23 protein-coding genes and 1 pseudogene are annotated in these 19,483 nt (G+C 64.1%); 19 read left to right on the top strand and 5 right to left on the bottom strand.

The window, feature by feature from the left end; genetic code table 11:
• Positions 1 to 224 precede the first annotated feature (224 nt).
• Entirely contained in the window at positions 225 to 1,178 is a 954-nt protein-coding gene (locus tag BM279_RS22000) for a MerR family transcriptional regulator (protein WP_093507394.1), read from the top strand.
• 8 nt (positions 1,179 to 1,186) lie between these two features.
• Here BM279_RS22000 and BM279_RS21995 read toward each other — a convergent pair whose 3' ends face one another.
• Both BM279_RS21995 and BM279_RS21990 read right to left on the bottom strand, forming a co-directional pair.
• A complete protein-coding gene (locus BM279_RS21995; protein WP_093507392.1) occupies positions 1,187 to 1,789 on the bottom strand; it encodes a hypothetical protein in 603 nt (200 codons plus the stop codon).
• Between the two features lie 62 nt (positions 1,790 to 1,851).
• Positions 1,852 to 2,304 carry a PAS domain-containing protein gene (locus BM279_RS21990; protein ID WP_093507390.1) on the bottom strand — a complete coding sequence of 151 codons (453 nt, stop codon included), beginning with the start codon at positions 2,302 to 2,304 and terminating at the stop codon, positions 1,852 to 1,854.
• Positions 2,305 to 2,425: 121 nt separating this feature from the next.
• Between BM279_RS21990 and BM279_RS21985 the strand changes: the two genes are divergently transcribed.
• Both BM279_RS21985 and BM279_RS21980 read left to right on the top strand, forming a co-directional pair.
• The gene (locus BM279_RS21985; RefSeq protein ID WP_093507388.1) at positions 2,426 to 2,893 is read left to right on the top strand and encodes a flavodoxin; all 468 of its coding nucleotides are present in this window, start codon (positions 2,426 to 2,428) and stop codon (positions 2,891 to 2,893) included.
• A 104-nt stretch (positions 2,894 to 2,997) separates the two neighbouring features.
• The gene (locus BM279_RS21980; RefSeq protein ID WP_093507386.1) at positions 2,998 to 3,390 is read left to right on the top strand and encodes a hypothetical protein; all 393 of its coding nucleotides are present in this window, start codon (positions 2,998 to 3,000) and stop codon (positions 3,388 to 3,390) included.
• Positions 3,391 to 3,452: 62 nt separating this feature from the next.
• Here the strand turns inward: BM279_RS21980 and BM279_RS21975 are convergent, their stop codons facing one another.
• Positions 3,453 to 4,985, bottom strand: a complete 1,533-nt coding sequence (locus BM279_RS21975) for a sigma-54-dependent transcriptional regulator (protein WP_093507384.1) — start codon at positions 4,983 to 4,985, stop codon at positions 3,453 to 3,455.
• Between the two features lie 171 nt (positions 4,986 to 5,156).
• Here BM279_RS21975 and mdcA point away from each other — a divergent pair, with 171 nt between their 5' ends.
• The 10 genes from mdcA (at position 5,157) to madM (ending at position 14,267) form a co-directional block, all read left to right on the top strand.
• Positions 5,157 to 6,824: a malonate decarboxylase subunit alpha gene (gene mdcA / locus BM279_RS21970; RefSeq protein ID WP_093507382.1), complete on the top strand. Its 1,668-nt coding sequence runs from the start codon at positions 5,157 to 5,159 to the stop codon at positions 6,822 to 6,824.
• Positions 6,824 to 7,702 (top strand): triphosphoribosyl-dephospho-CoA synthase, encoded by an 879-nt coding sequence (locus BM279_RS21965; RefSeq protein ID WP_093507380.1) that lies wholly within the window; start codon positions 6,824 to 6,826, stop codon positions 7,700 to 7,702. The genes mdcA and BM279_RS21965 overlap by 1 nt, the downstream gene beginning before the upstream one ends.
• Position 7,703: 1 nt before the next feature.
• Positions 7,704 to 8,003: a malonate decarboxylase subunit delta gene (locus BM279_RS21960; RefSeq protein WP_093507378.1), complete on the top strand. Its 300-nt coding sequence runs from the start codon at positions 7,704 to 7,706 to the stop codon at positions 8,001 to 8,003.
• The gene (locus BM279_RS21955) at positions 7,996 to 8,847 is read left to right on the top strand and encodes a biotin-independent malonate decarboxylase subunit beta (protein WP_093507376.1); all 852 of its coding nucleotides are present in this window, start codon (positions 7,996 to 7,998) and stop codon (positions 8,845 to 8,847) included. The genes BM279_RS21960 and BM279_RS21955 overlap by 8 nt, the downstream gene beginning before the upstream one ends.
• Positions 8,848 to 8,849: 2 nt before the next feature.
• Positions 8,850 to 9,656, top strand: coding sequence for a biotin-independent malonate decarboxylase subunit gamma (mdcE, locus tag BM279_RS21950; RefSeq protein ID WP_093507374.1), 807 nt, complete (start codon positions 8,850 to 8,852; stop codon positions 9,654 to 9,656).
• Between the two features lie 9 nt (positions 9,657 to 9,665).
• Entirely contained in the window at positions 9,666 to 10,298 is a 633-nt protein-coding gene (locus tag BM279_RS21945; protein ID WP_093507372.1) for a malonate decarboxylase holo-ACP synthase, read from the top strand.
• A complete protein-coding gene (mdcH, locus tag BM279_RS21940) occupies positions 10,295 to 11,230 on the top strand; it encodes a malonate decarboxylase subunit epsilon (protein ID WP_093507370.1) in 936 nt (311 codons plus the stop codon). The genes BM279_RS21945 and mdcH overlap by 4 nt, the downstream gene beginning before the upstream one ends.
• Before the next feature lie 254 nt (positions 11,231 to 11,484).
• Positions 11,485 to 12,831, top strand: a complete 1,347-nt coding sequence (locus tag BM279_RS21935; RefSeq protein ID WP_093507368.1) for an SLC13 family permease — start codon at positions 11,485 to 11,487, stop codon at positions 12,829 to 12,831.
• A 252-nt stretch (positions 12,832 to 13,083) separates the two neighbouring features.
• On the top strand, positions 13,084 to 13,497 hold the full coding sequence (gene madL, locus BM279_RS21930; RefSeq protein WP_093507366.1) for a malonate transporter subunit MadL: 414 nt from the start codon (positions 13,084 to 13,086) through the stop codon (positions 13,495 to 13,497).
• Between the two features lie 5 nt (positions 13,498 to 13,502).
• Positions 13,503 to 14,267 carry a malonate transporter subunit MadM gene (gene madM, locus BM279_RS21925; protein WP_093507364.1) on the top strand — a complete coding sequence of 255 codons (765 nt, stop codon included), beginning with the start codon at positions 13,503 to 13,505 and terminating at the stop codon, positions 14,265 to 14,267.
• A gap of 81 nt (positions 14,268 to 14,348) precedes the next feature.
• Here the strand turns inward: madM and BM279_RS21920 are convergent, their stop codons facing one another.
• Both BM279_RS21920 and BM279_RS21915 read right to left on the bottom strand, forming a co-directional pair.
• Positions 14,349 to 15,260: a LysR family transcriptional regulator gene (locus BM279_RS21920; protein WP_093507362.1), complete on the bottom strand. Its 912-nt coding sequence runs from the start codon at positions 15,258 to 15,260 to the stop codon at positions 14,349 to 14,351.
• Positions 15,261 to 15,330: 70 nt separating this feature from the next.
• Entirely contained in the window at positions 15,331 to 15,642 is a 312-nt protein-coding gene (locus BM279_RS21915; RefSeq protein WP_013790473.1) for an I78 family peptidase inhibitor, read from the bottom strand.
• Between the two features lie 239 nt (positions 15,643 to 15,881).
• Between BM279_RS21915 and BM279_RS21910 the strand changes: the two genes are divergently transcribed.
• From BM279_RS21910 to BM279_RS23475, 6 genes and pseudogenes are all read left to right on the top strand, one after another.
• Complete coding sequence (locus BM279_RS21910) at positions 15,882 to 16,808, top strand: ABC transporter ATP-binding protein (protein ID WP_093507360.1); 927 nt, start codon at positions 15,882 to 15,884, stop codon at positions 16,806 to 16,808.
• Positions 16,805 to 17,566: an ABC transporter permease gene (locus BM279_RS21905; RefSeq protein WP_013790475.1), complete on the top strand. Its 762-nt coding sequence runs from the start codon at positions 16,805 to 16,807 to the stop codon at positions 17,564 to 17,566. Before BM279_RS21910 ends, BM279_RS21905 begins: the two co-directional genes overlap by 4 nt.
• A 93-nt stretch (positions 17,567 to 17,659) precedes the next feature.
• Positions 17,660 to 18,262, top strand: a complete 603-nt coding sequence (locus BM279_RS21900) for a CoA pyrophosphatase (RefSeq protein ID WP_093507510.1) — start codon at positions 17,660 to 17,662, stop codon at positions 18,260 to 18,262.
• A gap of 22 nt (positions 18,263 to 18,284) precedes the next feature.
• Positions 18,285 to 18,809, top strand: coding sequence for a gamma carbonic anhydrase family protein (locus BM279_RS21895; RefSeq protein ID WP_093507358.1), 525 nt, complete (start codon positions 18,285 to 18,287; stop codon positions 18,807 to 18,809).
• Positions 18,809 to 19,000 carry a DUF1289 domain-containing protein gene (locus BM279_RS21890; RefSeq protein ID WP_093507356.1) on the top strand — a complete coding sequence of 64 codons (192 nt, stop codon included), beginning with the start codon at positions 18,809 to 18,811 and terminating at the stop codon, positions 18,998 to 19,000. Before BM279_RS21895 ends, BM279_RS21890 begins: the two co-directional genes overlap by 1 nt.
• Before the next feature lie 265 nt (positions 19,001 to 19,265).
• Positions 19,266 to 19,483: pseudogene (locus BM279_RS23475) on the top strand (hypothetical protein); the annotation flags it as partial.

Genomic DNA, 19,483 nt, shown 5'->3' with positions numbered 1-19,483 from the left:
ACAGGGACGAGAGGCAATTTGCCGTTCGTCGGCCAAAGCGGCATTCGCCAGTCAGCTACCCGCGATTCACTTCAACTTTGCACCGGCTTGGGCAGTCTGGATTCGTTAGGGAGCACAGCAGTCGGGAGTTCTTATCGCCTGTACAGGGCTTGTACAAGTAACGTCAATGGCGGCCCGAGCTGGAGTAGACTTGTGAAATCCTGACCTCAGCAACGGTTTTTTCTATGTCCGATCTGGTTGGTTCCGCACCTTTCAACGTCAATGCCTTTAAGGAAGAGGACTTGTTCCCGATCCGCGAGGTGGCGCGCTTGACTGGCGTGAACCCGGTGACGCTGCGCGCCTGGGAGCGGCGTTACGGCCTCATTCAGCCGGTTCGCACCGACAGTGGCCACAGGCTTTATTCCCCGGCAGACGTGGAAATGGTGCGCAGCGTACTGGCGTGGATCGAGCGCGGCGTGCCGGTTAGCAAGGTTGGGCGCATCCTGGCGCGCAATGAAACCACTCAGGCCAGCATCACGCCGACTTACGAATCGGCCACCTCGGGTGAGTGGGCGCAGTGGCAAACGCGACTGCTGGCGGCTGTGCAGGCATTCGACGAGGCCGAGCTTGATCGGGTCTACGGCCAGGTGTTTTCCAGCTATCCGCAAGCAGTGACCTTTCAAGACATCATCATGCCGCTCTGGCAGCGTTTGCTGCTGCGTTACGGGCGGCCGGGCTACGGCAGCGAGTGGCTGTTCTTCGACACCTACCTGCGCACCCGGGTGTTGCAGCGCCTGCACAACCTGCGGGACGAGCCAGGCCGTCGCCTGTTGCTGGTGGCGTTGCCGGGGCGCTGCCGCGAGCTGGAGTTGCTGGTGACCGGGCTGTTGCTCAATCCGGCCGACGCCGCGGTGCATGTACTTGGCATTGGGCAAGCGCTGGAAGAGCTGCCGCAGGTATGCGACAAGATGCAACCGGTGGCGGTGGTGGTGTTTTCCAATCAAGCGCCGGCCGCCGACACCGCGCAACAGCTGGAGCGCCTGTCGATGAGCCTGGAATGCCCGCTGGCCATCGTAGGCGAGGGTGCCGATCTCTTGGAGGATACCTTCCGCGGCTCGGCCATCGCTTGCCTGGGAAGCGACGGGCGACTGATCAGACGCCGTCTGCGGCAGTTTCTGACGGGGCGGCTGGATACCTGAGTGGCCTCTTATAGGCTGTGCGCTTCGGGGTAGAGCTTGCGGTGCTGCTGGTACAGGTGCGCCTGCAGGCGCTCGCTGCTGTCTTCGTCGAGCGCCAGTTCGTAGGCCAGCATACCCTCGTCGGTAATGCGCACCAGGCTGCCCTGCAGGATCACCGGCTCGATATCCTCGATATCCAAACCCAGGCTGAAGCGCTCCGGCGGCGAGGCCTTGGCGGTTTGCGCCACCAGCAGGCCGCTCAGTGAAAGTTCATGAATCTCCAGGCTGCTCGGCTGGCCGTCACGGCGCAGTAACGGCTGCGGCGGGTCCAGTGGCAGGCGCCAGGCGCGGTTGAAGGAACCTTCCTCGAAAATCTGCGGCACGCCCAGCTCCAGATGCGGTGTGTTATGGGCATCGGTGACCAGGTGCGGTTTGAAGGTCAGGCGTTGATTGTCGATGTGCGCTTCGATGGTCAACTGCTCCTTGGCAGCGCAACTGGCCAGCAGCTCAGCGGTCTGACGTGCAGCATCGACCTGCAGAACCGGTTCTGGCTCGGCGGGTGTGGGAGCGCTTTCCGTAAGCTGTTGAATGAATTCCATTTCGAGCGGGGTTAACAGCGACGAGTCTTGCATGACTGCTTCTACGCAAGGGAGTGGGGCTCCCTTGTGACAACTCGCAACCCCTTTCGTTACCGCTACCGAGCGTTTTTAAGCGTTGCCAGTTCGGCGCGCACCTGCATCAGCTCGGCTTCGAGGTCTTTGACCCGCTGCTGATTGGCGACGTGTTCGCTGACGTCCTTCTGGATGCCGATGTAGTAGGTCAGCTGATCGGCTTCGTTGAAAACCGGGGTGATCGACAGCTCGTTCCAAAAGGTGCTGCCGTCCTTGCGGTAGTTGCGAATCACCTCACGGCAGGGCTGGCGGCTGTGGATGGCCTTGCGGATCAGCTTTAAGGCGGGCTGATCGCGCTCCTCGCCCTGCAGGAATCGGCAGTCCTGATAGAGGATCTCTTCGCCGTTGTAGCCGGTCAGTGCTTCGAAGGCTGGGTTTGCGTAGATGAGAATGTGGTCATCGCCTTCCTGTTCCGCGACCACGATGCCGTCGTTTGAAGCCTCGACCACCCGTTGCAGCAAGTTGGCATTGATCATCACAAGCGCCCCCGTCGATTTTCGCCAGTCTATCAGAGGTACTCCTAATGCCGCTTCGCTGTGCGCGGCAGCGCCGCGTGATACGGCATAATGGCGCGCAGTTCTAATCGATGGAGTTTTCATGAAAGTCGCGATTCTTTCCGGTTCGGTTTACGGCACTGCTGAAGAAGTGGCCCGGCATGCCGAGTCGCTGCTCAAAAAGGCCGGTATCCAAGCCTGGCACAACCCGCGCGCTACACTGGATGAGGTCAAGGCTTTCGCCCCTGAAGCCTTTCTGGTGGTGACGTCGACCACCGGCATGGGTGAGCTGCCGGATAACCTGCAACCGCTGTATCACCATATCCGCGATCAGCTGCCGGCCTGGAGTGGTCTGCCGGGCGGGGTGATCGCCCTGGGCGACTCCAGCTATGGCGATACCTATTGCGCAGGCGGCGAACAGGCCCGCGAACTGTATGGCGAACTGGGCGTGCGCGAAGTGCTGCCGATGCTGCGTATCGATGCCAGCGAAAGCGTCACGCCGGAGCAGGATGCGGAGCCGTGGATCGGCGAATTTGTCGAGATGTTGCAGGAAAACGACCGTTTATCCTGATTTACGAACGTTGTCGAACCTCGGCCAGTCGGGTGTAGGGAGCGTTCGCTTTCATTGAAGAAAGCGGATGAGCTTGCCCACCAACTGGATGAAAGGTGACGACAATGAACAAGATGAAGATTCCTGCCCTCGTACTTAGCGGCCTGCTAGCCGGTGCCGTTCTGCCTGCCGTTGCGGATTCCAGCGCGCCGGCCCCGGGCACCACTACGCCGCAGCCGTCGACCACACCGGGTGCCCCGCCTACCGATAACGGCATGATGACCCCGGGCACTCCTGCGCCTGGTACCGATGGCACCAGCACCACCCCGGGCACCGGAACGGGGACCGGCAATGGCACGGGCGCTGGTTCCGATCCGATGCCTGGCGGCACCGGTACCAACGGTGGCGGCACCGGCGGTTCGGGCACCGGGACAGGTACCGGCACCGGCGGCGGCATGGGTGGCGGCACCGGTGGTAGCGGCGGTGCAGGTGGCACTGGCGGCGGCGCCAGCCAGTAAGCGCTCATCGGCGTGGGTGTTTCTACCCCAAGGGGTTGGGAACACCCGCCCATGGCCAGGCCCTAGCGAGTGGCCTTGATTCCGTATTTGCGCAGGCGCGTGGCGATCGCACTGTGTGACGTATGCAGGCGTGCCGCCAATTGGCGCGTCGAGGGATGGCTGACGTAGAGCCGTTCCAGCAACTCCTTCTCGAATGCCGATACAGCCGCCTCCAGGCTGATCACTTCCCCTCCCGATTGCTGCTGAGCCACTGCCGTGCCGGCAATGTCCAGATCATCGACCTGCACCAGATTGCTTTCGCATATGGCGGCAGCCCGGAAGATCACGTTCTGCAACTGACGCACGTTACCTGGCCAGCGATTGCCGAGCAGGGCCGGATAGGTGTCCGGCGTCAGGCGGCACTGGGTGCGCTGAATCTGCGCGCAGGCCTGCTGCATGAAATGACGAGCCAGCAGCACGATGTCCTGGCCGCGTTCTCGCAACGGCGGCACTTGCAGGTTCAACACGTTCAGGCGGTAGAACAGATCCTCGCGAAATTCGCCCTCGGCGACCATGCGTTCCAGATCGCGGTGCGTGGCGCTGATGATGCGCACGTTCACGCGCTCTTCGCGGTCGCCACCGACCCGGCGAAAGGTGCCGTCGCTGAGAAAGCGCAGCAGCTTGGCCTGCAGGTACGGCGACATCTCGCCGATCTCGTCGAGAAAGACCGTGCCGTGATTGGCCAGCTCCAGCAGCCCGGGCTTGCCGCCGCGCTGGGCGCCGGTGAAGGCGCCGGGGGCGTAGCCGAACAGTTCGCTCTCGGCGAGGCTTTCCGGCAAAGCCGCGCAGTTGAGTGCCAGGAACGGTGCGCCATGGCGTGGGCTCAGGGCATGGCAGGCACGCGCGACCAGCTCCTTGCCGGTGCCGGTTTCGCCGTGGATCAGTAGTGGTGCATCGAGCGTCGCCACTCGCTGGGCGCGAGCCTTGAGGGTGCGGATGGGCAGCGAGTCGCCCAGCAGCGAATCGAATCCCTCGGCATGATCGTGGTGCAGCGCGGCGAGGCGCGCGCCGATGCGGCTGGGCTCGTAAAGGGTGAGCAGGGCACCCGCCAACTGGCCGGCTTCGGCGGTTTCGCTGATCGGCGCGGCGTCGAGCAACAACGCCTGGCCGTTGAGCGTCACCTCGCGCAGCGGCAGGCGAAACTGCTGGTCGAGCAGCGCCTGATGCAGATCGGCGTCGGCGAACAGCTCGCCCAACGCTTCGCCCTCCGGCTCCCGGCCGCACAGGGCAATCAGCGCCGGGTTGGCCAGCAGCACACGGCCGCCGCCATCGACCGCCAGCACCGGATCGCTCATGGCGGCCAGCAAGGCGTCGAGCTGCAGGCGCCGACGTTGCCCCGGCAGGATGTCGACCACCGTCACCGCCTGCACGCCGCGCACCTTGAACAGTGCATCGCGCAGTTCGTCGAGCACTTCGGCGCTGAGCGTCGGTGCGTCGATGTAGACGTTGGGCGGCACCATCTCCACGGCGTCGAGATTGAGGTTGCGACTGCCTAGCAGGGCGAGCACTTCCTGGGTGATTCCAACGCGATCGATGAAGGTGACGTGAATGCGCATGACGAGCCGGGCGAGGGGAGAACGGTGGCGCAGTATGCCCGGTCTACGCCGCGGCTGTTAACCGCCATGGATTGTTAATCTGAGCGTAACGATCTACCGTCGGGCTTGATTGATGGCGTTCGCCGCGACTTCTAAGGTGCCTCCACGACAGCGGAACTCGTGGAGTCTTCAATGACAACAACAATATCCCCACCGCCGCAATGGTCGCGGCGCCGAGCCGAGAAAGTACGGCGGCTCGACCAGGTGCGTCATCTCGCCGATGGTGTGGTGCTGCCGGGCGACAAGATCGTCGCGGCCCTCGAAGCCTTGATCGCGCCTGGTGACCGCGTGGTGCTCGAAGGCAACAACCAGAAGCAGGCGGATTTCCTCTCCCGCTCGCTGGCCCAGGTCGATCCCAGTCGCCTCCACGATCTGCACATGATCATGCCCAGCGTTAGTCGCGCCGAGCATCTCGATCTGTTCGAGCGCGGCATCGCCCGCAAGCTCGACTTCTCTTTCGCCGGCCCGCAGAGCCTGCGTATCGGCCAGCTGCTCGAAGACGGCCTGCTGGAAGTCGGCGCCATTCACACCTACATCGAGCTCTACTCGCGCCTGTTGGTGGATCTGATCCCCAACGTCGCCCTGGTCGCCGGCTTCCAGGCCGACCGCCACGGCAACATCTATACCGGCCCGAGTACCGAAGACACCCCCGCGCTGGTCGAACCCACGGCGTTCAGCGACGGCATCGTGATCTTCCAGGTCAACGAGATCGTCGACGAACTGCCGCGGGTCGACATCCCGGCGTCCTGGGTCGACTTCGTGGTGGTGGCCGACAAACCGTTCTACATCGAGCCGCTGTTCACCCGCGACCCGCGCCATATCAAGCCGGTGCACGTGCTGATGGCGATGATGGCGATCCGTGGCATCTACGAAAAACACAACGTGCAGTCGCTCAACCACGGCATCGGTTTCAACACTGCCGCCATCGAGCTGATCCTGCCGACCTACGGTGAATCCCTGGGCCTGAAGGGCAAGATCTGCCGCAACTGGACGCTCAACCCGCACCCGACGCTGATCCCGGCCATCGAGAGCGGCTGGGTGGAGAGTGTGCACTGCTTCGGCACCGAACTGGGCATGGAGGGCTACATCGCCCAGCGCCCGGACGTGTTCTTCACCGGTCGCGATGGCTCGATGCGCTCCAACCGCCTGATGTGCCAGCTGGCTGGGCAGTACGCGGTCGACCTGTTCATCGGTGCCACCCTGCAAGTGGACGGCGATGGCCATTCCTCCACCGTCACCCGTGGCCGCCTGGCCGGTTTCGGCGGCGCGCCGAACATGGGCCATGACCCGCGCGGTCGTCGCCACAGTACGCCGGCCTGGCTGGACATGGCCACGCCAGGCGGCGAAGGCCCGGTGACCCTGCTCGAACGCGGCAAGAAGCTGGTGGTGCAGATGGTCGAGACCTTCCAGGAGGGCGGCAAGCCCACTTTCGTCGAGCGTCTGGATGCCGTGGACGTGGCGAAGAAGGCCGGCATGCCCCTGGCGCCGATCATGATCTACGGCGACGACGTCACCCATCTGCTCACCGAGGAAGGCATCGCCTACCTGTACAAGGCGCGCTCCCTGGAAGAGCGCCAGGCGATGATCGCCGCGGTCGCCGGCGTCACCGCCATCGGCCTGCGCCATGACCCGAAAGAAACCGCACGCATGCGCCGCGAAGGGCTGATCGCGCTGCCCGAAGACCTCGGCATTCGCCGCACCGATGCCAGCCGCGAACTGCTCGCGGCCAAGAGCATCGCCGAGTTGGTCGAATGGTCGGGTGGCCTCTACAACCCGCCCGCCAAGTTCAGGAGCTGGTGATGAATGCACTCAATGCATTACAGCCAAAGCTCTCAGTGAGCGACTGGTTGGCTGATTTAGCGGTAGACGCGCTGATCGACGAGGCCGACCTGTCGCCCAAGCCGGGGCTGGTCGACCGGCGTGGCAGCGGCGCCCATACCGACCTGCACCTGGGGCTTATGCATGCCTCGGCGCTGGCCCTGTGGCCGAGCTTCAAGGCCATGGCCGAGGCGGCGCAGCATCGCGGTGCGATCGGCCTGCAACTGCGCGAGGACGTCGGCCGCATCGGCCGCGAAGGCGAGGTGGAGATGCTGCGCGTCACCGGCGGCGTCAACACCCATCGCGGCGCGATCTGGGCGCTGGGGTTGCTTAGTGCTGCCGCCGCGCTGGATCCCAGTGAGCTGGCGCCTGCACAGGTCGCCCTGCGCGCTGCGCGTCTGGCCCTGCTCAACGACCGCGCTGCGCCCGTCACTGGCGATAGTCATGGTGCCCAGGTTTGCCGTCTGTACGGCGTGCATGGGGCGCGCGAGGAGGCGCAGCTCGGTTTCCCTGCGGTGATCCAGCAGGCGCTGCCACAACTGGCGCGCAGCCGTGCCGCCGGTGCAGGTGAGCAGAACGCCCGTCTCGATGCGCTGCTGGCGATCATGACCCAGCTGGCCGACACCTGCGTGCTCTATCGCGCCGGCATGGCCGGGCTGGTCAGCGTGCAGAGCGGCGCCCGCGCGGTGCTCGCTGCCGGCGGTTGCGCCAGCCTCGACGGCCGTCGCCATTTGCGTGACCTCGAACGCGACATGCTGCATCTGCGCGCATCGCCTGGCGGCGCTGCCGATCTGCTCGCCGCCACCCTGTTCCTCGACCGCCTGCAGCATGGCCTGCCGGCGCAGCTTGGGAGTCTGTGAAATGGAAACCCTGTCTTTTCGATTTCCCGCCGGCCAACCGGCTCAGGGCCGCGCGCTGGTGGGCTGCGTCGGTTCCGGCGACCTGGAGGTGATGCTCGAGCCCGGCCAGGCCGGCACCCTGGCGATCCAGGTGGTGACCTCGGTCAACGGCAGCGCACCGCGTTGGCAACTGCTGTTCGAGCGCATGTTCGGCGAGCAGCAACTGCCGGCGCTGAACATCGCCATCCACGATTTCGGCGCTACTCCCGGCGTGGTGCGCTTGCGTCTGGAGCAGGGCCTGGAGGAACTCAACCATGGCTGATCAGAACATCCAGCGCCTGCTGGCGCAGCGCAGCTTTACCGAGCTTGGTGCCCGCGAGCGGGCGCGCGCGCTGCTCGATGCCGGCAGTTTTCGTGAGCTGGTCGATCCCTTCGCCCGGCTGATGTCACCCTGGCTGCCGAAGCAGGGCATCGTGCCGCAAGCCGATGACGGCGTGGTGGTCGGCAAGGGTTCGCTCGACGGCCAACCCGCGGTGGTGATCGCCATCGAAGGCGCCTTCCAGGGCGGCAGCCTGGGGGAAGTAGGTGGCGCGAAGATCGCGGGCGCCCTGGAACTGGCCGCCGAAGACAACCGTAACGGCACGCCGACCCGCGCCGTGCTGCTGCTGGAAACCGGTGGCGTGCGCCTGCAGGAAGCCAATCTGGGCCTGTCCGCCATCGCCGAGATCCAGGCCGCCATCGTCGACCTGCGCCAGTACCAGCCGGTGATCGGCCTGGTGGCCGGCCCGGTCGGCTGCTTCGGCGGTATGTCCATCGCCGCCGGGCTGTGCAGCTACCTGCTGGTCACCCGTGAGGCGCGCCTGGGCCTCAATGGCCCGCAAGTGATCGAGCAGGAGGCCGGGCTGGACGAATACGATTCGCGCGACCGTCCGTTTATCTGGAGCCTGACCGGTGGCGAGCAGCGCCACGCCAGCGGCCTGGTCGATGGCTACGTGAGTGATGACGTTGAGGCCATTCGCAGCGAGCTGCATGGGCTGTTCGCCAAGGGCAAACCTGAGCTTGAGCGCAGCCGTCGCCATGCCTGGTTCCTGCAGCGCCTGCGTGACGTCGACACCTCGATCCAGGCCGATGCCGCTGCCGTGCGCAGCGCCTACCAGGGAGCATGACCATGACCACTGCACTGGAACAACGCGGCCTGCACTGGTTCAACGCCTTGGCCGGCAACGCGCAGCCGATTTCCGGGCTGCCCGCCTCGCTACGGGTAGCCGACGGCGAGCTGGCCGGCCAGCCGGTGCGCTATCTGGCGGTGATCGCCGATGCCGGCAACCCCTTTCCCCGGGCTCGCAACGGCGAGGTCGGCCTGCTCGAAGGCTGGGGCCTGGCCCAGGCGGTCGACGAGGCCATCGAGGCGGATCGCGACAAGGCGTACAAGCGCGCACTGATCGCCATCGTCGACGTGCCGAGCCAGGCCTATGGCCGCCGCGAAGAAGCCTACGGCATTCATCAGGCCCTGGCCGGCGCAGTGGACGCCTATGCCCGTGCCCGTCTGGCCGGCCATGGGGTGGTCGGTTTGCTGGTCGGCAAGGCCATGTCCGGCGCCTTTCTCGCCCACGGCTACCAAGCCAATCGGCTGATCGCCCTGCGCGATGCCGGGGTGATGGTGCACGCCATGGGCAAGGCCGCTGCCGCGCGCATCACCCTGCGCAGCGTCGATGAGCTGGAAGCGCTGGCCGCCAGCGTGCCGCCAATGGCTTATGACCTGGATAACTACGCCTCGCTCGGCCTGCTCGCCGAAGTGCTCGACGTCGAGCAGGTTACGCAGCCTACGGCTGCCGACCTGACCCATGTGCAGGGTGCCCTGGGCCGCGCGCTGGCCGATATCGCCGCCAGCCCCCGTGACTTGCGCAACCGTCTGGGCGCCACCAACCGTGCGGCCTCTTCGCAGGTCCGCGAATTGCTGCGCGCGCAGTGGTAGGAGCCGATCATGCATTGCCCCCGTCCACATGACCTGCTCTGGGGCCTGCGCCCCGAGCACCTGCCCCAGGAGGCGCCGGTCTGGGCTCGCGCTGCCCTGGGCGGGCATGTGCCGGTGGTGGTGCGTCGTGCGCCGGCCGAGCCTGGTTGGGTCGCGGTGGGTGTACGCGGCGCTGCGCGTGAACAACGGTATGCGGCCTGGATGCGCCTGACCGACATCAGTCGTCTGGTCAGCCCCCAGGCGGTGGCCAGGGCCGGGCGCTGGCGCCGTCATGCCCAGCCCAATTGGCCGGCGCTGCGGGCTCTCAGCCAATTGGCGCCACGTCTCGACGCCCAGGGCCTGGCCTGGGGCGTCACTGGTAGCCTGGGCTTCGAGCTGGCCAGCGGCATCGCTGCCGCGCACCCGGACAGCGACCTCGACCTGTCGCTGCGCGCCCCCCACCCTCTGTCTCGGGCGTGGGCCGGTGCCCTGTGCCACCTGCTGGACGGCGCGCCGGGGTGTATCGACCTGCAACTGGAAACACCCCATGGCGCCGTGGCGCTGCGTGAATGGGCCGGCGAGGCGCCGCGCGTGTTGTTGAAAACCCAGAACGGCCCGCTGCTGGTCAGCGACCCGTGGCAACTCGAGCAGGTGGCGGCATGAGCGCGCTGTGGGCTTTTCCGGGGCAAGGCGCCCAGCAGCCCGGCATGCTGCACAGCTTGCCGGCTGACCCCATCGTTGCCGCGTGCCTCGCGGAAGCCGAAGCAGTGCTCGGCCAGCCCCTTGCCGAGCTGGATTCTGCCGAGGCGTTGCAAGGCACCCGCGCCGTCCAGCTGTGCCTGCTGATTGCCGGGGTGGCGGGAGCGCGACTGTTGAAGGCCCGTGGTCTGGCGGCCGATTACGTCGCGGGCCTGTCCATCGGCGCGTATGCCGCAGCGGTGGTCGCCGAGGCCCTGAGTTTCGCCGATGCGCTGCGGCTGGTGGCCCTGCGTGGCCAGCTGATGCAGCAGGCGTATCCCGAGGGCTACGGCATGACGGCAATTCTCGGCCTCGACCTGAATACCATCGAGCGCTTGCTGGCCGAGGTGAATGGCCCGCAGTCGCCGGTGTTCCTGGCCAACATCAATGCCGAAAACCAGCTGGTGATCGCCGGTAGTCACACGGCGATGCAGGCTGTGGGGGAGCGCGCCCGGGCGGCCGGGGCTGGGGCGGTGAAGCCGCTGGCGGTCAGCGTGCCCTCGCATTGCCTGCTGCTCGCCGAACCGGCGGCGAGGCTGGGCGAAGCGTTCGCCGATGTCGAACTGCGGCGACCTGCCGTTCGCTACCTGAGCGGCAGTACCGCGCGGCTGTTGAGCGAGCCCGAGGCCCTGCGTGACGACCTGGCCAACAACATGTGCCGGATCGTCGACTGGGCTGGCGTTTTGCAAACGGCGTTCGAGCGGGGCGTGCGGCTGCACCTCGAACTGCCGCCCGGCAGCGTGCTCAGTGGCCTGGCCCGGCGTGTGTTCGAGCCGGCAATGGTCGTTGCCTTTCAGGGCGCGCGCCTGGATACCCTGGAGGCGCTGTTGCGCCAGGAGGTGAGCCAGAGCCGATAACAAACGTCCGATTGCCGAAGCACAAGAACAATAACTTCGATGCGTCACGAGGATAAGAACAATGATCACCTACCGAAGAATCCCCTTCGCCATATTCCCCCAGGCCGGTTTCAGTACTCCGCAGATTCCTGTGTCACCAGTAGGCGTAGTCCGGAGGCGCGCATGAGCAGGCGCGCGCAATCGCAAGGGCAGACAGCACCCATGAGTGGTGCGTCGTCGTCGAGTCAACCGAACCAGGTGTATTCGGAGGGCGTATGAGTCCGGAAATCGCAACCATCGTCGGTCTGGTGATCATGTTTATCGTGGCCACGGCGCTGCCCATCAACATGGGCGCAGTCGGCTTTGCATTGGCCTTTATCGTGGGCGGCATCTGGGTCGGCACCACTGGCAAGGAGATTCTCGCAGGCTTTCCCGCTGATCTGTTCCTGACGCTGGTCGGCATCACTTATCTGTTCGCCATCGCCCAGAAGAACGGCACCATCGATCTGCTGGTGCACTGGGCAGTCAAAGGCGTGCGCGGCCATATCGTGGCCATTCCGTGGGTAATGTTCATCGTCACCGCGGTGCTCACCGCGTTCGGTGCGCTGGGGCCGGCGGCGGTGGCGATCATCGGACCGGTCGCGCTGCGCTTTGCCAAACAGTACGAAATCAACCCGCTGATGATGGGGTTGCTGGTGATCCACGGCGCTCAGGCGGGCGGCTTCTCGCCGATCAGTGTGTATGGCGGCATCACCAATCAGGTGGTGCAGAAGGCGGGGCTGGACGTTACCGAAATGGCGGTATTTCTCACCAGCCTGGGCTTCAACCTGCTGATGGCGTTCATCTGCTTCTTCGCCTTTGGCGGCATCGCCTTGCTGCGCCGTGGCCGTGCCGTGGCAGATGAGCCGTTGATCGCCGGTGTGCAGGCGTCGTCGCGGCAGTTCGCCATCGAAGGTCATGGCGCGGTGGTCAGTGCAGGCGGCGGCACGCTTTCCAACAACCCGCAGGCGCTGGATGAAGTGCGCATCAACCGCGATCACCTGATCACCCTGGTCGGGCTGCTGGGGCTGGGTATCGCGGCGCTGGTGTACGACCTCAACGTCGGTCTGGTGGCGATCACCGTCGCGGTCGCCATCGCGCTGGTTTCTCCGTCTGCGCAAAAAGGTGCGGTGGATGGCATCAGCTGGTCCACGGTGCTGCTGATCAGCGGTGTGGTGACCTATGTGGCCGTGTTGCAGAAGGCCGGTGCGGTGGATTTCGTCGGCCATGGCGTCAGTGCCATCGGCATTCCGCTCCTGGGGGCGCTGCTGGTCTGCTATGTCGGTGGCATTGTCTCGGCCTTTGCGTCTTCGGCAGCCGTGCTGGGCGCCACCATTCCGCTGGCGGTGCCGTTCCTGATGCAGGGCCAGCTCGGCGCGGCCGGGGTGATCTGCGCGCTGGCGATATCTTCCACGGTGGTGGACGTCAGTCCGTTCTCCACCAACGGTGCGCTGGTGGTGGCTTCAGCGGCGAAGGAAGAGCGTGAAGCGCTGTTCCGTCGTTTCCTGGTCTACAGCGGGCTGGTGGTAGCTTTCGGCCCCCTGTTGGCCTGGCTGATATTCGTGGTGCCAGGCTGGATGTAAGCCGCGCAGGTGGCGGCCTTTGGTCGCCACCTGCAGGTGCAGGGAGCGGACTGCCGGTGAACACACTTCTATCTTTCAGGAGCAATTGATCTTCACCTTGTAAGCCGTGGTTCGGACCATTAGCAATCGAGTGAGCAACAACAGCCAGTTGGCGCCACGGGCGTCAGGAGGTGAGCCTCTACCACGGGGCCAGCGTGCTTGGCGAAGCACAAAAACAACAACACTTCGACACGTAAAACGAGGACAACAACAATGATCATCTATGGTGTCGCCTTCCTGGCGATCTGTACGCTGGCCGGCATCTTCGTCGGCGAACTGCTGGGCAAACTGATCGGTGTACCCGCCAATGTCGGCGGGGTAGGCATCGCCATGATATTGCTGATATTCCTCGGCAGTTACCTGAGCAAGCGCGGCCTGCTCAGTAGCAAGTCCGAGCAGGGCGTGGAGTTCTGGAGCGCCATCTACATTCCCATCGTAGTGGCCATGGCGGCCCAGCAGAACGTCTACGGCGCGCTGAGCGGTGGGCCGATGGCGATCATCGCAGGCACCCTCGCTGTCGTTCTCGGTTTCGCTCTGGTGCCCGTGCTGTGCCGGCTCGGCCAGCAACCGACGCAGGCCGTCGAGGCGAAGGTTGTTTCCCAGCCCCTGAACAAAGCGCCACGGTGACCTCCATGTATGAATCGATGATGAAAGTGGTCGACAGCTACGCCATGCTCAGCAGCTTCGCCATTATCGGCGTCACCATGTGGCTGTCCTACTGGCTTTCCAACACGCTCACGAAGGGGCGTCTGCATGGTTCGGCCATCGCCATTCTGCTCGGACTGGTGCTGTCCTATATCGGCGGCATCTACACCGGTGGGCAGAAGGGTCTGGTCGACATTCCCCTGTTCGCCGGCCTTGGCCTGCTGGGCGGGGCCATGTTGCGCGACTTCGCCATCGTCGCCACAGCCTTTGGCGTCAGTGTCGACGAGCTCAAGCGCGCTGGGTTTGCCGGGGTGCTGGCGTTGTTCGTCGGCGTCGGATCGTCCTTCGTCGCAGGTGTGGCGGTGGCCATGGCTTTCGGCTACAGCGATGTGGTCAGCCTGACCACCATCGGCGCCGGCGCGGTGACCTATATCGTCGGCCCGGTGACTGGCGCGGCGCTGGGCGCCAGCTCCGACGTGATGGCGCTGTCCATTGCCGCGGGGCTGATCAAGGCGATTCTGGTGATGGTGGCCACGCCCTTCGTGGCGCCTTACATCGGTTTGAACAATCCGCGCAGCGCGGTGATCTTCGGTGGCTTGATGGGTACCTCCAGCGGTGTGGCCGGTGGCCTGGCAGCCACCGATCCGAAGCTGGTGCCCTATGGCTGCCTGACCGCGGCCTTCTATACCGCGCTGGGCTGCCTGCTGGGGCCATCGCTGCTGTACTTCCTGATGCGTGGCTTGATGGGTTGATGCTGTTTGCCCGCCGTCATGGCGGGCTTTTTTATTCCGGTGGATGTCGCGGTTCGGCAAATCGGGGTGCCCTGCTGCACATCAGGCCTGGCGGCTGTACATCCGGCATTCGGCGAGCAGTGCCAGCAGGTTCGGATCGCGTTCCCGGGTCTTGAGAAACACCACGCCAATGTGCTGCTGCATCTGGTATTTGGCCTGCAGTGGAATCAACTTCATACGGTTCTCATAGACCGCTGCCACACGCCCCGGTAGCAGCGCATAGCCGACGCCGGAGCTGACCATGCTGAGCAGGGTGAAGATGTCTTTCACCTGCATCGCTACCTTGGGCTCGAAACCAGCCTGCTCGAAGACCCGCTCGCCATCGCGAAAAGTCGCGTAGCCCTGGGTCAGGGTAATGAAGGTGTCGTCGGCCAGGGCCGCCAGATCCACATCGGTGTGCTCGGCGAAGGGCGAATCGTTGGGCGCCGCCAGAAAGATATCGTCGGAAAACAGCGGCAGCTGTTCGCAGTCCGGGTCGCTGACGCTGTCATCGAGGGCGATGAGAATGGCGTCAAGCTCCATGTTCTTGAGCTTGTACATCAGGTCGACGTTGGAGCCGAGGATCAGATCGATATTCAGCTCACTACGGCGCAGCTTGAGGCCCATGATCAATTGCGGAACCGTCTTGACCGTCAGTGAGTAGAGCGAGCCGAGCTTGAAGCGCTCGGCGCTGAAACCAGCGGCCTCGCGGGCCAGGCGCACCATGTCCTGGGCGTCCTGGATCAGCTTCTGGGCTTTTTCTTCGAGTACGTAGGCGCTTTCCAGGGGAATCAGGTTGCGGCCCTGGTGCTTGAACAGCGGGCAGCGCAGGGCGTTTTCCAGCGAGTGGATGGCGCGGTGCACGCTGACGTTGCTGGTGTTGAGCTCACTGGCGGCACGGGCCAGGTTGCCGCTGCGCATGAACGCCAGGAAGATTTCCAGCTTCTTGAGCGTCAGTTCTTCATCGATCTGCATGGGCCAGATCCAATCCCTGGTGATATGGAAGTGGCCCGATTGTGCCGCAGATGCCTGGCGCTGTGGCGAATCAGCCGCAGGTGATGCGCTCGATGATTTCGGCTTCGGTGATGTCGATGTTCAGGCGCTGGGAATCGTAGTCCAGGGTCACCATGTCGCCAGGCGACAGCACGCGGGCGGTGCGGGCTCCGGATTGTTCACGGGCCTTTTCGACCACTTCGGCGCTGGCCATCTGGCCGAGCAGGTTCTGGGCAGCTTCGGCGCTGCACTTGCCATTGTTGTTGGCGGGTTTCGACGCCTGGGTGGGTGCTGTGTCGGTCGAACTGCAGCCGGCGAGCAGGGCGAGCAGAGCGGCGCCGCCAATCAGGTGTTTGAAAGCCATTGCATGATCCTTGTGTGTGAAGGGTTCGCGGTGAAGTAGGTGAGTGTGCCGTGTATCGGACTCGGTTGTCGTGCCCGTGTTCCGAATTCGGTGCATGGCGCCGCGATCATCTTTCGCCAGCCTGGCTGCTGAAGGCAGCAGCCGAGCTCGTGTCGGCATGGCCGTGATCGCCGGGCGGCGCAGCGCCCAGGGCAACATTTCTTTACAATGGGCCGCTGTTTTCAGGATCGAGGCGTATCGTGCAACCGGTCATTTCCATTCAGCAGTTGAACAAGACCTACGCGTCCGGCCACCCGGCGCTCAAATCCATCGACCTGGATATCCGCAAGGGCGAGATCTTCGCGCTGCTCGGCCCCAATGGAGCAGGCAAGACCACGTTGATCAGCATCATCTGCGGCATCGTCAATCCGGGCAGCGGTTCGGTCATGGTCGCCGGCCACGACATCCTGCGCGACTACCGCGCAGCGCGCTCGAAGATCGGCCTGGTGCCTCAGGAGCTGTTCAACGAAGGTTTCGAGAGCGTTTGGGCGGCCGTGCGTTTCAGCCGCGGGCTGTTCGGCAAGTCGCCGGATAACGCCTACCTTGAGCAACTGCTGCGCGACCTGTCGCTGTGGGAAAAGAAGGACGCGCGGATCATGGAGCTGTCCGGCGGCATGAAGCGCCGGGTGATGATCGCCAAGGCGCTGTCCCACGAGCCGGAGATCCTGTTTCTCGACGAGCCGACCGCCGGCGTCGACGTCGAGCTGCGCCGCAACATGTGGGACATGGTGCGCAAGCTGCGCGAGCGCGGCGTGACCATCATCCTCACCACCCACTACATCGAGGAGGCCGAGGAGATGGCCGACCGCATCGGAGTGATCCGCAAGGGCGAGATCATCCTGGTGCAGGACAAGGACACCCTGATGCGCCAGCTCGGCCAGAAGCAGCTGACCCTTCACCTGCAACAGCCGCTCGCCGAGCTGCCGCCAGCGCTGCAGCGCGATGACCTGCAACTGCGTGATGACGGCCATGAGCTGGTCTACAGCTTCGACGGCCAGCAGGACGACACCGGCATCGCCGAGCTGCTGCAGGCCCTGGCCCAGCATGGCATCGCCTTCAAGGACCTGCAGTCGAGCGAGAGCTCGCTGGAAGATATTTTCGTCAGTCTCGTGAAGGAGCAGGCATGAATTTCTACGCGATCCGCGCCATCTACCTGTTCGAGCTGGCGCGCACCTGGCGCACTCTGCTGCAGAGCATCGCCACCCCGGTGATCACCACTTCGCTGTACTTCGTGGTGTTCGGCTCGGCCATCGGTTCGAGCATGACCCAGGTGCACGGCGTCAGCTACGGCGCCTTCATCATTCCCGGCCTGATCATGCTGGCACTGCTGACCGAGAGCATTTCCAACGCCTCGTTCGGCATCTACATGCCCAAGTATTCGGGGACCATCTACGAAGTGCTGTCGGCGCCGATTTCCTACCTGGAGATTCTCGTCGGTTACGTCGGCGCGGCGGCCACCAAGTCCATCGTGCTCGGTTTGATCATTCTCGCCACGGCGCGGCTGTTCGTCGATTTCGAGATTCTGCACCCGGTGTGGATGCTGGCCTTCCTGGTGCTCACGGCGCTGACCTTCAGCCTGTTCGGCTTCATCATCGGCGTGTGGGCCGATGGCTGGGAAAAGCTGCAGATCGTCCCGGCGCTGATCGTCACGCCGCTGACCTTTCTCGGCGGCAGCTTCTACTCGATCAGCATGCTGCCGCCGGTATGGCAGACGGTGACCCTGTTCAATCCGGTGGTGTACCTGATCAGCGCGTTTCGCTGGAGCTTCTACGGCGTGTCGGACGTCAACGTGATGGTCAGCCTGGGGATGATCCTGGGCTTTCTGCTGGCCTGTATCCTGACCGTAGGGTGGATTTTCAAAACCGGTTATCGCCTCAAGAGCTGATGCACTGGCCCTGCGCTGACTCTGGCAGCGCAGGGTTGGGCAGCGCCACGCTTTCATGCCATTATCCGGCGCAGAAGAATGCCGAGAATGCCCATGCTGGACGAGTTACTCCAACGCGTTCGTAATTACAGCCCACGTTTCATGGAAATCCAGGAGGGCTTTCCCGAAGCGGCGGTGCTGGTGCCCATCACCCGCAGCGACGAGCCCGAAGTGGTGCTCACGCTGCGCGCCAGCGGCCTGTCCACCCATGGCGGCGAAGTCGCGTTTCCAGGTGGCCGGCGTGATCCGGAAGATAATGACCTGATAGAAACCGCCCTGCGCGAGGCCGAAGAAGAAATCGGCTTGCCGCCGGGGCTGGTAGAGATCGTCGGGCCGCTGGGCACCCTGGTGTCGCGCCATGGCATTCAGGTCACGCCCTATGTCGGCGTGGTGCCGGATTTCGTCGACTACCAGGCCAACGATGGCGAGATCGCCGCGGTGTTTTCCGTGCCGCTGGAGTTCTTTCGCAATGACCCCCGCGAGGTTACTCACCGCATCGATTACCTCGGCCAAAGCTGGTACGTGCCGAGCTATCGCTACGGCGAGTACAAGATCTGGGGGCTGACGGCGATCATGCTGGTCGAGCTGGTCAACCTGGTTTACGACGCTGACATCGACATGCGCCGCCCGCCCGAGCACTACATTCACCTCAAGTGAACCTGCCTGCGAGACTCCCGTCATGAAATACCGCCTGGGCAAAGCCCGCGTCGAACAGCATCCACAAAGCTGGATCGCCCCCAACGCCACGGTGATCGGCAACGTGCGCCTGGACGAGGGCGCCAGCGTGTGGTTCGGCGCCGTGCTGCGTGGCGACAACGAACTCATTCATATCGGCCAGAACAGCAACGTGCAGGACGGCGCGGTGATGCACACCGACCCAGGCTCGCCACTCACCCTGGGTACCGGCGTGACCGTTGGCCACAACGCCATGTTGCATGGCTGCACGGTAGGCGATTACAGCCTGATCGGCATCAACGCCGTGGTGCTCAACGGTGCGCGTATCGGCAAGCACTGCATCATCGGCGCCAACGCGCTGATCGCCGAGGGCAAGGAAATTCCCGATGGCTCGCTGGTGGTGGGCTCGCCGGGCAAGGTGGTGCGTGAGCTCACCGAACCGCAGAAGAAGATGCTCGAAGCCGGCGCCGCCCACTACGTGCACAACGCCAAGCGCTACGCCACTGAACTGGCCGAGCAGGACGACTGATGCAAAGCCTCGAACGCCCGGTCGCCTCGCCCTGCGTGCATGTCTGTGCGCTGGATGAAGAGGACATCTGCATCGGTTGCCAGCGCAACGTCGACGAGATCACCCGCTGGAGCCGCATGGAAAACGACGAGCGTCGTCAGGTGCTGCAGCTTTGCCACGAGCGGGCTCGGGACAAGGGCATTTTGCTTTAAGGATCTGTTTGCGGTCTTTTTAAGCGACATCAACAGGCTGCTACAAGGCAGAAGCAGCCGTTCGCGTAACCCGTAGGAGGGGCCGGGCGGCGATCTGCTTCAGCCCCGAGCTTTTTATCAAGGCAAACAAAGAGCTCGGGGCTGAAGCCCCTTGTATGGTGATACTCGAAGGGGTGGTGGGACGACAAAGCCAATTCTGACTGTTCGCAGCAGTACAGACGGTAGGAGACCTCGCCCCACCCCTTCACCAAAGCGCCGATAAAGAATGCATCGTTTGCAAGCGACGATAGGAGCAAGTCAGCGCCTCTTGGTGAACCCCTCCGAGCCTAAAAACCATAGCGTGGGAGCTCAACTGATGGCAATGCCAGCGAAGCCATTCATCATTGGTGTCGATGTTGCCAAAGTTGAACTGGTTAGTTATTGCGAGCAGACCGGTCAACATCACTCGTTTCGAAACACTCAGCCAGAGATTCGCAAGTGGTT

The organism is Phytopseudomonas straminea (genome assembly GCF_900112645.1).
GTDB lineage: Bacteria > Pseudomonadota > Gammaproteobacteria > Pseudomonadales > Pseudomonadaceae > Aquipseudomonas > Aquipseudomonas straminea.
The sequence above is the reverse complement of the archived record's forward strand: the minus strand, read 5'-3'. Positions and strand labels throughout refer to the sequence as shown.